The following is a 13,550-nucleotide window of genomic DNA, read 5'->3' on the forward strand; positions in this document are numbered from 1 at the left end:
GAGAGACTATGAAAGCCGCCGTTGTCAGCAAAGACCATTCGGTTGAAATCATCGATAAAACCCTGCGCCCGCTGGAACATGGCGAAGCCTTGCTCGCCATGGAGTGTTGCGGCGTTTGCCACACCGATCTGCATGTAAAAAATGGCGACTTTGGCGATGTCACCGGCAGGACGCTGGGACATGAAGGTATCGGGGTCGTCAAAGCCATCGGCCCGGGCGTCACTTCGCTTAAGCCTGGCGATCGCGCGAGCGTCGCCTGGTTTTTCCAGGGATGCGGGCATTGCGAATATTGTTCCAGCGGCAATGAAACGCTCTGTCGTAATGTGAAAAACGCCGGCTACAGCGTGGATGGCGGTATGGCGGAAGAGTGCATCGTGGTGGCGGATTACGCGGTTAAAGTGCCGGATGGCCTGGATTCCGCCGCAGCCAGCAGCATCACCTGCGCAGGCGTCACGACTTACAAAGCGGTGAAAAGCTCGAATATCCGTCCCGGTCAGTGGATTGTGATTTATGGCCTTGGCGGGCTTGGCAACCTGGCGTTGCAATACGCTAAAAATGTGTTCAATGCGAAAGTCATCGCCGTGGACGTAAATGATATGCAGCTTGAATTTGCTAAAGAGAGCGGCGCTGAGCTGACTATCAACTCCCGTAACGACGACGCGGCTAAAATTATTCAGGAAAAGACAGGCGGGGCGCACGCGGCAGTGGTGACGGCGGTGGCGAAAGCGGCGTTCAACTCAGCGGTGGATGCGGTTCGCGCCGGCGCGCGCATTGTGGCGGTAGGCTTGCCGTCGGAATCGATGAGCCTCAATATTCCTCGCCTGGTGCTGGACGGTATCGAGGTGGTCGGTTCGTTGGTCGGCACGCGTCAGGATCTGGCGGAGGCGTTCCAGTTCGCCGCCGAGGGCAAGGTGGTGCCGAATGTCACCCTGCGTCCTCTGGAAGATATCAACGTTATCTTCCATGAAATGGAAGAAGGGAAGATCAAAGGCCGAATGGTGATTGATTTCAAGCGTAAAACCGCCTTGTAAGCCAGCCTGAGCATCGCTACCGGCGCCTGTGTTCACCGCGCAGGCGCCGCAACACATGACCCCGACCGTAACTTCTGCGATAATTACGGTTTACACCATTTGCAGAGAGTATCATGCAGTACCCGATTAATGAGATGTTCCAGACCCTGCAGGGCGAGGGTTACTTTACCGGCGTTCCCGCCATTTTTATTCGATTGCAGGGATGCCCGGTTGGCTGTGCCTGGTGCGACACCAAACACACGTGGGATAAGCTCGCCGATCGGGAAGTGTCGCTTTACAGCGTGATCGCCAAAACCAAAGAGAGCGATAAATGGGGCGCAGCCAGCAGTGAAGATCTGCTGGCGGTCATTAGCCGCCAGGGGTATACCGCGCGCCATGTCGTTATCACTGGCGGCGAGCCGTGCATTCACGATCTGCTGCCGCTCACTCACATGCTGGAGAAAAACGGCTTTAGCTGCCAGATTGAAACCAGCGGCACGCATGAAGTGCGCTGTACGCCCACCACCTGGGTAACGGTGTCGCCAAAAGTGAATATGCGCGGCGGCTATGAGGTGCTGGACCAGGCGTTGCAGCGCGCCGATGAGGTGAAACACCCGGTGGGGCGCATGCGTGATATAGAAGCGCTGGATGAATTGCTGGCAAGGCTGCATGACGATAAGCAGCGCGTGATTGCGCTCCAGCCTATCAGCCAGAAAGAGGATGCCACCCGTTTGTGCATTGAAACCTGTATCGCCCGCAACTGGCGGCTTTCCATGCAAACGCATAAATACCTGAACATTGCATGAAAAAAGGGGCGTAAGCCCCTTTTTTATTTCTCGCTGACGCCGCGCTTATTCGCCGCGGTATACGCAGCCCGCCGTGCAGGTCTCTTTAATCATTACCGCGCTCAGCAACGGCATCTTCGGCTTCATCTGGTCCCAAATCCATTTCGCCAGCACTTCGCTGGTCGGATTCTCAAGCCCCGGAATATCGTTGAGATAATAGTGATCCAACTGGTCGTAAACAGGCTTGAAGGCCGCCTTCAGTTCGGCAAAATCGATGATCCAACCGGTATGCGGATCCACCTCGCCCGTTACTTCCAGGCGCACCATAAAGGAATGCCCATGCAGACGTCCGCATTTATGGCCTTCCGGTACATGTGGCAGGCGGTGGGCGGCTTCGAACATGAAATCTTTAAACAGGGTGGTAGGCATAACGCAGTCTCAGTCTGGCAAAAAACCGCCGCATAGTACCGGAATTGACCGTTTTTAGCATTAACTAAAACCGTCGTTAACGATAAGCGGCAGGATGGCGTTTCGCTGGTGAAATTAATCCTTTGTAATCAAAAAGATGATTAACCACTTTTGCCGCTTAGCCTTAGTGATAAAAGCGGTTAGTGCTTTTGGTTATTTATTATTTCCATCCCTTCTTTAATTGTTACTATGCCGCCCGTTAACCTTACTTTCTCTTCTGTTTTTACAATAAAAAACAGCTTTGCTACTGGAACATAACGACGCATGACGACGCAGGCCCCACCAAGCGCTTTGCTCCCGCTGAGCCCGGAGCAGCTGGCTCGCCTTCAGACGGCGACCCACGATTTAACGCCCACCCAGCTCGCCTGGCTTTCAGGCTATTTCTGGGGGATCTCCAACCAGCCGGGCGCCACGGCGCAAGCTGCCGCCCCTGTCGCCGAAGCGCCAGCCATTACGCTTATCTCGGCTTCTCAGACCGGCAATGCGCGCCGGGTGGCGGAGGCGCTGCGCGACGATCTGCTCGCGGCGAAGCTGAACGTTAAGCTGGTTAACGCCGGTGACTATAAGTTTAAGCAAATCGCTTCTGAAAAGCTGTTGGTGATCGTCACCTCTACCCAGGGGGAAGGGGAGCCGCCGGAAGAGGCCGTCGCGCTGCACAAATTCCTGTTCTCGAAAAAGGCGCCGAAACTCAATGGCGCCGCTTTCGCCGTTTTTGGTCTGGGCGATACCTCTTATGAGTTCTTCAGCCAGGCGGGGAAAGATTTCGACAGCAAGCTGGCGGAGCTGGGCGCTGAGCGTCTGCTCGACCGCGTGGATGCAGATGTGGAATACCAGGCGGCTGCGCAAGAGTGGCGCGCGCGCGTGGTAGAAGTGCTGAAAGCCCGCGCGCCGGCTGCGCCTGCGCAGGCAAGCATTGCCGCCCAGGGCGCTGTCAACCTGGTAGACTCCACGCCTTACACCAAAGAAGCGCCGCTGACGGCGACGCTTGCCGTTAACCAGAAAATCACCGGCCGCGACTCCGGGAAAGACGTTCGTCATCTGGAGATCGATCTGGGCGATTCCGGCTTGCGCTATCAGCCGGGCGACGCGCTGGGCGTCTGGTATCAGAACGACCCGGCTCTGGTGCAAGAACTGGTGGAGTTGCTGTGGCTGAAAGGCGATGAGCCTGTTGAGGTGGAAGGGAAAACCCTGCCGCTTAGCGAAGCCCTGCAGTGGCACTTTGAGCTGACCGTGAATACCGCCAACATCGTGGAAAACTATGCGACGTTGACCCGCAACGAACAACTGCTGGCGCTGGTGGGCGATAAAGCGAAGCTTCAGCACTATGCCGCTACGGTGCCGATTGTGGATATGGTGCGTTTCGCGCCTGCGCAGCTGGACGCCGATAAACTTCTCGGCCTGCTGCGTCCGCTGACGCCGCGTCTTTACTCCATCGCCTCTTCACAGGCGGAAGTGGAGAGTGAAGTGCACATCACCGTAGGCGTGGTGCGCTACGATATCGAAGGCCGTCCGCGCGCGGGTGGGGCGTCAAGCTTCCTCGCGGACCGTCTGGAGGAAGATGGCGAAGTGCGCGTATTTATCGAGCATAACGACAACTTCCGTCTGCCAGCCAACCCGGATACGCCAGTGATTATGATTGGCCCCGGCACCGGCATCGCGCCGTTCCGCGCCTTTATGCAGCAGCGTGCGGCAGATGGCGCGCAGGGCAAAAACTGGCTCTTCTTCGGCAACCCGCACTTTACTGAAGATTTCCTCTACCAGGTGGAGTGGCAGCGCTACGTTAAAGAGGGCGTGCTGAGCCGCATCGATCTTGCCTGGTCGCGGGATCAAAAAGAAAAAATTTACGTACAAGATAAACTGCGCCAGCAGGGCGCGGAGCTGTGGCGCTGGATTAACGACGGCGCGCACATTTATGTCTGCGGCGACGCGACTCGCATGGCGCGAGATGTCGACCAGGCTTTACTGGAAGTGATTGCCGAACACGGCGCGATGGACGCCGAGGCGGCAGACGAATATTTAAGTGAGCTGCGCGTAGAGCGCCGTTACCAGCGAGACGTCTATTAATGAGCGAAAAACACCCAGGGCCTCTGGTGGTCGAAGGAAAACTTACCGACGCGGAACGCATGAAACGCGAAAGTAACTTCCTGCGCGGCACCATCGCCGAAGATTTAAATGACGGCCTGACCGGCGGCTTTAATGGCGACAACTTCCTGCTGATCCGCTTTCACGGCATGTATCAGCAGGATGACCGCGATATCCGCGCCGAGCGCGCCGAGCAGAAGCTTGAGCCGCGCCACGCGATGATGCTGCGCTGCCGTCTGCCTGGCGGGATCATGACCCCGAAGCAGTGGCTGGCGATTGATAAGTTCGCGGGCGAAAACACTATCTACGGCAGCATTCGCCTGACCAACCGTCAGACGTTCCAGTATCACGGTCTGCTGAAGAAAAACGTCAAGCCGGCGCACCAGATGCTGCACTCTGTCGGGCTGGACGCGCTGGCGACCGCCAACGACATGAACCGCAACGTGCTCTGCACCTCTAACCCGGTGGAATCGCAGCTGCACGCCGAAGCATATGAGTGGGCGAAAAAGCTCTCTGAGCATCTGCTGCCGCGCACCCGCGCTTATGCGGAAATCTGGCTCGACCAGGAGAAAGTGGCGACCACCGATGAAGAGCCGATCCTCGGGCCGACGTACCTGCCGCGTAAGTTCAAAACCACGGTCGTGGTGCCGCCGCAGAACGATGTCGACCTGCACGCTAATGACATGAACTTCGTGGCGATTGCCGAAAACGGCAAGCTGGTGGGCTTCAACCTGCTGGTGGGCGGCGGGCTGTCTATCGAACACGGCAATAAGAAAACCTACGCGCGCACCGCGACGGAGTTTGGCTACATTCCGCTGGAGCATACCCTTGCCGTGGCGGAAGCGGTGGTGACGACCCAGCGCGACTGGGGTAACCGCACCGACCGTAAAAACGCTAAAACCAAATATACGCTGGAGCGTGTCGGGCCGGACGTGTTCAAAGCGGAAGTGGAGCGTCGCGCGGGCATTAAGTTTGAACCGATCCGTCCTTACGAATTTACCGGTCGCGGCGACCGCATCGGCTGGGTAAAAGGCATCGATAATAAATGGCATCTGACGCTGTTTATTGAAAACGGCCGTATCCTGGACTTCCCCGGCCGTCCGCTGAAAACCGGCCTGCTGGAAATTGCGAAGATCCACAAAGGCGATTTCCGCCTCACCGCCAACCAGAACCTTATCGTGGCGGGCGTGCCGGAAAGCGATAAGGCGAAGATTGAACAACTGGCGCGGGCGCATGGCCTGATGGACGCCGTTACGCCGCAGCGTGAAAACTCCATGGCCTGCGTGTCGTTCCCGACCTGCCCGCTGGCGATGGCGGAAGCCGAGCGTTTCCTGCCAACGTTTATCGATAAAGTGGACGCCCTGATGGCGAAGCACGGCGTGGCGGATGAGCATATCGTCCTGCGCGTTACCGGCTGCCCGAACGGCTGTGGCCGCGCGATGCTGGCGGAGCTGGGTCTCGTGGGTAAAGCGCCGGGGCGCTATAACCTGCATCTTGGCGGCAACCGTATCGGCACGCGTATTCCGCGGATGTATCGCGAGAACATCACCGAGCCGGAGATCCTGGAAACGATAGATGAGCTGGTGGGCCGCTGGGCGAAAGAGCGCGAAGCGGGCGAAGGCTTCGGCGACTTCACCGTGCGCACCGGGATAATCCGTCCGGTTCTCGATCCGGCGCGGGATTTCTGGGAATAAGCAGGCCTGGCGGGTGGCGCTGCGCTTACCCGCTTCCCCCGGCTGAAAGCGAACTCAAACAAGCGAGGTCAACATGTCTCAACTCGATCTGCACGCGCTTAATGGTCAGACGAAAGAAGAACGCGCGGCGGCGCTCGCCGAAACCAACGCCCGGCTTGAAACGCTGAGCGCCGAAGAGCGGGTGCGCTGGGCGCTGGAGCATTTGCCCGGCGAGTTTGTGCTCTCTTCAAGCTTCGGCATCCAGGCGGCGGTCTGCCTGCATCTGGTCACGCGCGAGCGCCCGGATATCCCGGTTATCCTCACCGATACGGGCTATCTTTTTCCAGAAACGTACCGCTTTATTGATGAGCTGACGGAAAAGCTCAACCTGAACCTGAAAATCTACCGCGCCGAGCAAAGCCCGGCCTGGCAGGAAGCGCGCTACGGCAAGCTGTGGGAACAGGGCGTGGAAGGGATTGAGAAGTACAACGAGATCAATAAAGTCGAGCCGATGAACCGCGCGCTCAACGCGCTTAATGCGCAAACCTGGTTCGCAGGCCTGCGCCGCGAGCAGTCCGGCAGCCGCGCCAGCCTGCCGGTATTAGGCGTTCAGCGCGGCGTATTTAAAATCCTGCCGATTATCGACTGGGACAACCGCACCGTTTATCAGTACCTGCAAAAGCATGGGCTGAAATATCACCCGCTGTGGGACGAGGGTTATCTTTCCGTCGGCGACACCCACACCACCCGCAAATGGGAGCCGGGCATGGCGGAAGAAGAAACCCGCTTCTTCGGCCTCAAGCGCGAATGTGGATTGCACGAAGGTTAAAAGAGAAAACGCGACGAAATGTCGCGTTTTTTATTTCCCCGCCTTCGCCAGCTCTTTCACCAATGGCAGCATGACGCGCATTACATCACGGCTGCGTTTTTCAATGCGGCCCGGCAGTGCTTCATCAAGGTATTGCTGGTTATCGAGGCGCACGTTATGCCAGCTGTTGCCATCCGGAAACGCTTTGCTTTTCGCGCGCTGCTGGTAGCCATCTTTTTTGCCCAACGACCAGTTTGTCGCTTCAACCGAAAGCACCGGAATACCCGCTTTATCAAACACCTCAGCGTCGTTGCAGCAGCCCGTACCCTGCGGGTAGCGCGGGTTCAGGCCAGGGTTGGTGGCGGCGGGAATGCCATGCTGATGCGCGATAGCCAGCGCACGGTCGCGGGTGAGCTTACGCACGGCGGCGGGGGTGCTCTGACCGCTGTTGAAATAAAGCCGGTCGCCCACGACCAGATTGTCCAGGTTAATCACCAGCAACGTATTTTTCTTCTCTTTTTCGCTCATGCGCTTGAGAACATTTTCCGCGCCAAGCTTGCCCTCTTCTTCACCGCTGGTGGCGATAAAGCGAATGCCGTAGCGCGTGGGCACCGCTTTCAGGCGCTGCGCGAGTTCCAGCAGCACGCCGAGCCCTGCGGCATTGTCATCCACGCCCTGCAGGGTCAGCCCGCCCAGATTGTTATCGACATCGTTATCGCTTTGCGGCGCGTAAGTGTCGAGGTGCGCCATGATGATTATCTGCTGCGGCTCTTTTCCTTCATGCGCGGCGATAACCGTGCTGCCGGTGACGTTATGCCAGTTGGCGTGTTTATTCTCGGTGGTATAGACGTAACGGCTGTGAAAAGCGCGAATATCGCTCTGGTAGCCCCACTGCGCGAACTGCTGGCGCAGGTAATCCGCCGAGAGCATTTCAGCAGGCGAGCCGGTCATCCGGCCGGGAAAATAAGTGGCGATATAGCGAGTCTGTTGATTGGCGGTCTCCCCCAGCACAGGGGCGCGCGCCGCGGCAGGCAGAGTAAAGCATACGCTCAGCGCCAGGCTCAGGGTTAAGCGGCGCACTGCGGAAAGCATAGATAATCCTTAATCGAAAAAGAGCGGAAAAATTTTTCCGCTTAGTATGAAACTGTGACCGGGCTTACACAATTTCATTTCATCCCAAACGCCCGAAAAACCACGTCTTAAGCACTTTTTGGTATTTGTTTTGCCAGCGACTTATTCCTTTGTGGAACTACTCATGCCAATTCGTAATTTCATTCGTTATCAAGCGCCCCCTATAGTCCCCCGTAGTCCCTGTTACTTGCGAGCTTTGCCGTTGTGGATTATCTCCCCCTGTTTGCCGCGTTAAAAAATCGCCCCGTGCTGGTTGTCGGCGGCGGTGAGGTAGCGGCGCGTAAAATCGCTTTATTGACTCGCGCGGGCGCGCAGGTGCGGGTGGTGGCGCGAGCGCTGCACCCGGAACTGGCGGCGCTCGCTGAAGCGAAAGCTATCGACTGGTTCGCGCAGGCGTTTGACGAAGCGCAGCTGGATACGGTTTTTCTGGTCATTGCCGCCACGAACGACAGCGAACTGAATCGCCGGGTTTTTGACGCGGCGAATGCCCGCCAGCGGCTGGTCAACGTGGTGGACGATCAGCCGCTCTGCTCGTTTATCTTTCCCTCTATTGTCGACCGCTCGCCGCTGGTGGTGGCTATCTCCTCCGGCGGCAACGCGCCGGTGCTGGCCCGCTTGTTGCGGGAGAAGATTGAGGCGCTGCTGCCCGCGAATCTCGGGCGCATGGCGGAAGTGGCGGGAAGCTGGCGCGAGAAGATTAAAGCGCGGTTGACCACCACCGATGCGCGTCGTCGCTTCTGGGAACGTGCTTTCCGCGGCCGTTTCGCAAGCCAGATGGCGGCGGGCAATGAGCAGGCGGCGCAGGAGACCCTGGCGCAGACGCTGGCGGAGCCTGAGAGCGAGCAGGGCGAAATTATTCTCGTCGGCGCCGGGCCGGGCGACGCGGGGCTGCTGACGCTTCGCGGATTGCAGGTCATGCAGCAGGCGGATGTGGTGCTGTATGACCACCTGGTCAGCGACGGGGTGCTCGATCTTGTGCGCCGCGATGCCGAGCGTATCTGCGTAGGCAAACGCGCGGGCTCGCATGCCGTCGCGCAGCACGAAACTAACCAAATGCTTATCGATTTCGCGCGGGAAGGGAAAACCGTGGTGCGCCTGAAGGGCGGCGACCCGTTTATCTTCGGGCGCGGCGGCGAGGAGCTTCAGGCGGCGAAGGCCGCGGGGGTGCCTTTTCAGGTGGTGCCTGGCGTCACGGCGGCTTCAGGTGCGACGGCCTACGCCGGCATCCCGCTGACGCACCGTGATTATGCCCAGAGCGCGGTCTTCGTCACCGGACATTATAAGCCCGACAGCGCGCCGTTCGACTGGGCCTTGCTGGCGAAAAGCCGCCAGACGCTCGCCATCTATATGGGCACCATGAAAGCCGCTGAGATAAGCGAACAACTTATTCAACACGGCCGCGACGCCGATACGCCGGTGGCGGTTATCAGCCGCGGCACGCGGGAAGATCAGCAGATCTTCACCGGCACGCTACAACAACTCGATGCGCTTGCGAAACAGGCGCCGATGCCAGCTCTGCTGGTGATTGGGGAAGTGGTGACGCTTCACCCGCAACTGGCCTGGTATCAACAATCCAACCCGGCGGAAGAGTTCCGCTCTTCCGTGGTTAATTTGGCTTAGTCCTGGCGCAACAGGCTAGTTTATTTGCCCTTTTTGTTCCGGGCTGTGCTCGCCATCCTCACGTACTTGTGTACGCTGCGGTTGCTGCGCGCAGGCCGTAATAAAACTGGCTGCAACAATAACGCCTGCTGCACCAGGCCTTATAAGGAAAGGTTATGGACCAAAAACGACTCACTCACCTGCGGCAACTGGAGGCGGAAAGCATCCATATCATTCGTGAAGTGGCTGCAGAATTTTCTAACCCGGTGATGATGTATTCCATCGGTAAAGATTCCAGCGTAATGCTGCACCTGGCGCGTAAAGCTTTTTATCCGGGCACGCTGCCGTTCCCGCTGCTGCACGTCGATACCGGCTGGAAATTCCGTGAGATGTACGAGTTCCGCGACCGTACCGCCAAAGCCTACGGCTGTGAACTGCTGGTGCATAAAAACCCGGAAGGGGTGGCGATGGGCATCAACCCGTTCGTGCACGGCAGCGCCAAACACACCGATATCATGAAAACCGAAGGGTTGAAGCAGGCGCTTAACAAATATGGTTTTGACGCCGCCTTCGGCGGAGCGCGGCGCGACGAGGAAAAATCTCGCGCTAAAGAGCGTATCTACTCCTTCCGCGACCGCTTCCACCGCTGGGACCCGAAAAACCAGCGCCCGGAGCTGTGGCATAACTATAACGGCCAGATCAACAAAGGCGAGAGCATTCGCGTCTTCCCGCTTTCCAACTGGACCGAGCTGGACATCTGGCAGTACATCTATCTGGAAAATATCGAAATCGTTCCGCTTTACCTGGCGGCAGAGCGCCCGGTGCTGGAGCGTGACGGCATGCTGATGATGATCGACGACGATCGCATCGACCTGCAGCCGGGCGAAGAGATCAAGCAGCGGATGGTGCGTTTCCGCACGCTGGGCTGCTGGCCGCTGACCGGCGCGGTGGAATCCGGCGCGCAGACGCTGCCGGAAATCATTGAAGAGATGCTGGTATCGACCACCAGCGAACGACAGGGTCGCGTGATTGACCGCGACCAGGCAGGCTCGATGGAGCTGAAAAAACGCCAGGGTTATTTCTAAGGAGCCGTCATGAACACGACCATCGCACAACAAATCGCTAAAGAGGGCGGCGTGGAGGCGTACCTGCATGCCCAGCAGCACAAAAGCCTGCTGCGCTTTCTGACCTGCGGCAGCGTGGATGACGGGAAAAGCACCCTGATAGGCCGCCTGCTGCACGATACGCGCCAGATTTATGAAGACCAGCTTTCCTCGCTGCATAACGACAGCAAGCGTCACGGCACCCAGGGCGAAAAGCTCGACCTGGCGCTGCTGGTGGACGGCCTGCAGGCGGAGCGCGAGCAGGGCATCACCATTGACGTGGCTTACCGCTACTTCTCCACCGAAAAGCGCAAATTTATTATCGCCGATACCCCCGGGCACGAGCAGTACACCCGCAACATGGCGACCGGCGCCTCCACCTGCGATCTCGCGATTCTGCTGATCGACGCCCGTAAAGGGGTGCTGGACCAGACGCGTCGCCACAGCTTTATCTCTACGCTGCTGGGGATTAAGCACCTGGTGGTCGCGGTGAACAAAATGGACCTGGTGGAGTTCAGCGAAGAGCGTTTCGAGCAGATCAAACAGGATTACCTTAACTTCGCCGCGCAGCTGCCAGGCAACCTGGACATCCGTTTCGTGCCGCTTTCCGCGCTGGAAGGAGACAACGTCGCTCTCTCCAGCCTGAACATGACCTGGTATACCGGCCCGACGCTGCTGGAAGTGCTGGAAACCGTCGAGATAAATCGCGGCGTCGATGCGCAGCCGCTGCGTTTCCCGGTGCAGTATGTTAATCGCCCGAATCTCGATTTTCGCGGCTATGCGGGTACGGTGGCTTCCGGCGCCGTGAAAGTCGGCCAGCGCGTGAAAGTGCTGCCTTCCGGCGTGGAATCCGCCGTTGCCCGTATTGTGACCTTTGATGGCGATTTAGACGAGGCGGGCGCAGGCGAGGCGATTACGCTGGTGCTGAAAGATGAAATCGACATCAGCCGCGGTGACCTGCTGGTGGACGCCGCCCAGAACGTGCCTGCGGTGCAGAGCGCGTCGGTAGACGTGGTATGGATGGCGGAGCAGCCACTGACGCCTGGCCAGAGCTACGACATTAAAATCGCCGGTAAGAAAACCCGCGCCCGTGTCGACAACATTCAGTATCAGGTGGATATCAATAACCTGACCCAGCGCGTAGTGGAAAACCTGCCGCTGAACGGCATCGGGCTGGTAGACCTTACTTTCGACGAGCCGCTGAGTCTGGATAAATATCAGGAGAACCCGGTGACCGGCGGGCTAATTTTCATCGATCGCCTGAGCAACGTTACCGTGGGCGCCGGCATGGTGCGCGAGCCGCAAACCGAGGTCTACCAGGAGCCTTCCGCTTACAGCGCTTTTGAGCTGGAGCTGAACGCGCTGGTGCGTCGCCACTTCCCGCACTGGGGCGCGCGCGACCTGCTGGGAGGCAAATAATGGCGCAGCATGACGAGAACGTCGTCTGGCACGCCCATCCCGTGACCGCCGAACAGCGCGAACACCTCCACGGCCACCGTGGCGTTGTGCTCTGGTTTACCGGGCTTTCGGGCTCGGGTAAATCGACGGTGGCCGGCGCGCTGGAAGAGGCGCTGCACCAGCTTGGCGTCAGCACCTACCTGCTGGATGGCGATAATGTGCGTCACGGGCTGTGCAGCGATTTAGGCTTTAGCGACGCTGACCGTAAGGAGAATATCCGCCGCGTCGGCGAAGTGGCGAACCTGATGGTCGACGCAGGTCTGGTGGTGCTGACGGCCTTTATTTCGCCGCATCGCGCCGAGCGCGCTATGGTGCGCGAGCGCGTAGGGGCGGGGCGGTTCATTGAAGTGTTTGTGGATACGCCGCTTGAGGTGTGCGAAGCGCGCGACCCGAAAGGGCTTTATAAAAAAGCCCGCGCCGGCGAGCTGCGCAATTTTACCGGCATCGACTCGGTTTACGAAGCGCCGGAGAAGCCGGAAATTCACCTCGATGGCCAACAATTAGTAACAAATTTGATTGCGCAATTGTTAGATCTGTTGCGCCGGGACGATATCATCAAATCCTGAGACGGCGCCGGGAAGCCGCTTCCCGGCATGTCAGGTCACAGGATAAGTTATGCGCAACGGCACCAATATCATCATCTCACAGGCTCAGACGCCACCCGCTGAAGAAACGACCTGGTCGTGGCCTGGCGCCGTGCTGGGATTTATCTCGTGGCTCATCGCGCTGGGCCCGCCCTTTCTGGTCTACGGCTCCAACACGCTTTTTTTCTTTCTGTATACCTGGCCTTTCTTTCTGGCGTTAATGCCCGTAGCGGTCGTGGTGGGCATCGCGCTCTATTCTCTGCTTAACGGCAAGCTTCTTTACAGCAGCATTGCAACACTGTTAACGGTGGTCCTGATGTTCGGGCTGCTGTTTTTCTGGCTGATGGGCTAAGACAAGCCTGCGCCTGTCGTTTTATCATGAATATGTTACAAATATGTGCAGTACGCATCGCGCCGCGTTCTGTGGTACATTCTGCCGCTGTTTTGGCAGCGCTGCTGCGCCTGGGGACTGTATCGGGTGTAGAGCCTGGCAGGAAGTTATGGGATGATAAGGCCGTTTTTCAGGGGGCGGAATGGGTAAACTAACGCTGCTGTTGCTGGCTTTACTGGTCTGGCTACAGTATTCGCTGTGGTTCGGCAAAAATGGCGTTCACGATTACTCCCGCGTCGCCGACGACGTCGCCGTACAGCAGGCTACTAACGCCAAACTTAAGGCGCGCAACGATCAGCTTTTCGCCGAAATTGACGATCTCAATGGCGGACAAGAAGCTATCGAAGAGCGCGCACGCAATGAATTAAGCATGACCAAACCTGGCGAAACCTTTTATCGTCTGGTGCCGGACGCCTCAAAGCGTCCTAACGGGTCAGGGCAAAACAATCGCTAACCAG

At 58.2% G+C, this 13,550-nt stretch carries 13 protein-coding genes; 11 read left to right on the forward strand and 2 right to left on the reverse strand.

The genetic code is table 11. The features are described 5' to 3' along the window. Window positions 1-8: 8 nt before the first annotated feature. Window positions 9-1,031 carry an alcohol dehydrogenase AdhP gene (gene adhP, locus MT962_RS11925; protein ID WP_247365669.1) on the forward strand — a complete coding sequence of 341 codons (1,023 nt, stop codon included), beginning with the start codon at window positions 9-11 and terminating at the stop codon, window positions 1,029-1,031. Window positions 1,032-1,144: 113 nt separating this feature from the next. Further along, window positions 1,145-1,816: a 7-carboxy-7-deazaguanine synthase QueE gene (gene queE / locus MT962_RS11930; RefSeq protein WP_247365672.1), complete on the forward strand. Its 672-nt coding sequence runs from the start codon at window positions 1,145-1,147 to the stop codon at window positions 1,814-1,816. A gap of 45 nt (window positions 1,817-1,861) precedes the next feature. On the opposite strand, the gene queD is transcribed toward queE, so the two are convergent. Then, a complete protein-coding gene (gene queD, locus MT962_RS11935; protein ID WP_024557181.1) occupies window positions 1,862-2,224 on the reverse strand; it encodes a 6-carboxytetrahydropterin synthase QueD in 363 nt (120 codons plus the stop codon). A gap of 303 nt (window positions 2,225-2,527) precedes the next feature. On the opposite strand from queD, the gene cysJ reads away from it, so the two are divergent. The 3 genes from cysJ to MT962_RS11950 all read left to right on the forward strand — a co-directional run bounded on the left by cysJ (window position 2,528) and on the right by MT962_RS11950 (window position 6,847). Beyond that, entirely contained in the window at window positions 2,528-4,327 is a 1,800-nt protein-coding gene (cysJ, locus tag MT962_RS11940) for an NADPH-dependent assimilatory sulfite reductase flavoprotein subunit (RefSeq protein WP_247365674.1), read from the forward strand. Next, window positions 4,327-6,039 (forward strand): assimilatory sulfite reductase (NADPH) hemoprotein subunit, encoded by a 1,713-nt coding sequence (cysI, locus tag MT962_RS11945; protein WP_024557183.1) that lies wholly within the window; start codon window positions 4,327-4,329, stop codon window positions 6,037-6,039. The genes cysJ and cysI overlap by 1 nt, the downstream gene beginning before the upstream one ends. A 73-nt stretch (window positions 6,040-6,112) precedes the next feature. Next, window positions 6,113-6,847 carry a phosphoadenylyl-sulfate reductase gene (locus MT962_RS11950; protein ID WP_024560158.1) on the forward strand — a complete coding sequence of 245 codons (735 nt, stop codon included), beginning with the start codon at window positions 6,113-6,115 and terminating at the stop codon, window positions 6,845-6,847. Window positions 6,848-6,877: 30 nt separating this feature from the next. Here MT962_RS11950 and MT962_RS11955 read toward each other — a convergent pair whose 3' ends face one another. Continuing rightward, window positions 6,878-7,918 (reverse strand): aminopeptidase, encoded by a 1,041-nt coding sequence (locus MT962_RS11955; RefSeq protein WP_048887897.1) that lies wholly within the window; start codon window positions 7,916-7,918, stop codon window positions 6,878-6,880. Window positions 7,919-8,161: 243 nt separating this feature from the next. Here MT962_RS11955 and cysG point away from each other — a divergent pair, with 243 nt between their 5' ends. From cysG to ftsB, 6 genes are all read left to right on the forward strand, one after another. After that, on the forward strand, window positions 8,162-9,577 hold the full coding sequence (cysG, locus tag MT962_RS11960; protein WP_024560160.1) for a siroheme synthase CysG: 1,416 nt from the start codon (window positions 8,162-8,164) through the stop codon (window positions 9,575-9,577). 155 nt (window positions 9,578-9,732) lie between these two features. Continuing rightward, window positions 9,733-10,641, forward strand: coding sequence for a sulfate adenylyltransferase subunit CysD (gene cysD, locus MT962_RS11965; protein ID WP_024557187.1), 909 nt, complete (start codon window positions 9,733-9,735; stop codon window positions 10,639-10,641). Between the two features lie 9 nt (window positions 10,642-10,650). Continuing rightward, complete coding sequence (cysN, locus tag MT962_RS11970; protein ID WP_247365676.1) at window positions 10,651-12,078, forward strand: sulfate adenylyltransferase subunit CysN; 1,428 nt, start codon at window positions 10,651-10,653, stop codon at window positions 12,076-12,078. Next, window positions 12,078-12,683, forward strand: a complete 606-nt coding sequence (cysC, locus tag MT962_RS11975; protein ID WP_024557189.1) for an adenylyl-sulfate kinase — start codon at window positions 12,078-12,080, stop codon at window positions 12,681-12,683. Before cysN ends, cysC begins: the two co-directional genes overlap by 1 nt. Window positions 12,684-12,732: 49 nt before the next feature. Next, a complete protein-coding gene (locus MT962_RS11980; protein WP_024551663.1) occupies window positions 12,733-13,053 on the forward strand; it encodes a DUF3561 family protein in 321 nt (106 codons plus the stop codon). Between the two features lie 181 nt (window positions 13,054-13,234). Next, the gene (gene ftsB, locus MT962_RS11985; RefSeq protein ID WP_024551664.1) at window positions 13,235-13,546 is read left to right on the forward strand and encodes a cell division protein FtsB; all 312 of its coding nucleotides are present in this window, start codon (window positions 13,235-13,237) and stop codon (window positions 13,544-13,546) included. Window positions 13,547-13,550: the final 4 nt, after the last annotated feature.

It is taken from the genome of Franconibacter sp. IITDAS19, assembly GCF_023079515.1.
Taxonomy (GTDB): domain Bacteria; phylum Pseudomonadota; class Gammaproteobacteria; order Enterobacterales; family Enterobacteriaceae; genus Franconibacter; species Franconibacter pulveris.

Excerpts from the sequence above, each read along its gene's own strand:
- cysN (WP_247365676.1), top strand. The coding sequence starts at position 10,651 with ATGAACACGACCATCGCACAACAAATCGCTAAAGAGGGCGGCGTGGAG.
- cysD (WP_024557187.1), top strand. The coding sequence starts at position 9,733 with ATGGACCAAAAACGACTCACTCACCTGCGGCAACTGGAGGCGGAAAGC.
- MT962_RS11955 (WP_048887897.1), bottom strand. The coding sequence starts at position 7,918 with ATGCTTTCCGCAGTGCGCCGCTTAACCCTGAGCCTGGCGCTGAGCGTA.
- adhP (WP_247365669.1), top strand. The coding sequence starts at position 9 with ATGAAAGCCGCCGTTGTCAGCAAAGACCATTCGGTTGAAATCATCGAT.
- queD (WP_024557181.1), bottom strand. The coding sequence starts at position 2,224 with ATGCCTACCACCCTGTTTAAAGATTTCATGTTCGAAGCCGCCCACCGC.
- cysC (WP_024557189.1), top strand. The coding sequence starts at position 12,078 with ATGGCGCAGCATGACGAGAACGTCGTCTGGCACGCCCATCCCGTGACC.
- MT962_RS11980 (WP_024551663.1), top strand. The coding sequence starts at position 12,733 with ATGCGCAACGGCACCAATATCATCATCTCACAGGCTCAGACGCCACCC.
- MT962_RS11950 (WP_024560158.1), top strand. The coding sequence starts at position 6,113 with ATGTCTCAACTCGATCTGCACGCGCTTAATGGTCAGACGAAAGAAGAA.
- cysJ (WP_247365674.1), top strand. The coding sequence starts at position 2,528 with ATGACGACGCAGGCCCCACCAAGCGCTTTGCTCCCGCTGAGCCCGGAG.
- queE (WP_247365672.1), top strand. The coding sequence starts at position 1,145 with ATGCAGTACCCGATTAATGAGATGTTCCAGACCCTGCAGGGCGAGGGT.
- cysI (WP_024557183.1), top strand. The coding sequence starts at position 4,327 with ATGAGCGAAAAACACCCAGGGCCTCTGGTGGTCGAAGGAAAACTTACC.
- ftsB (WP_024551664.1), top strand. The coding sequence starts at position 13,235 with ATGGGTAAACTAACGCTGCTGTTGCTGGCTTTACTGGTCTGGCTACAG.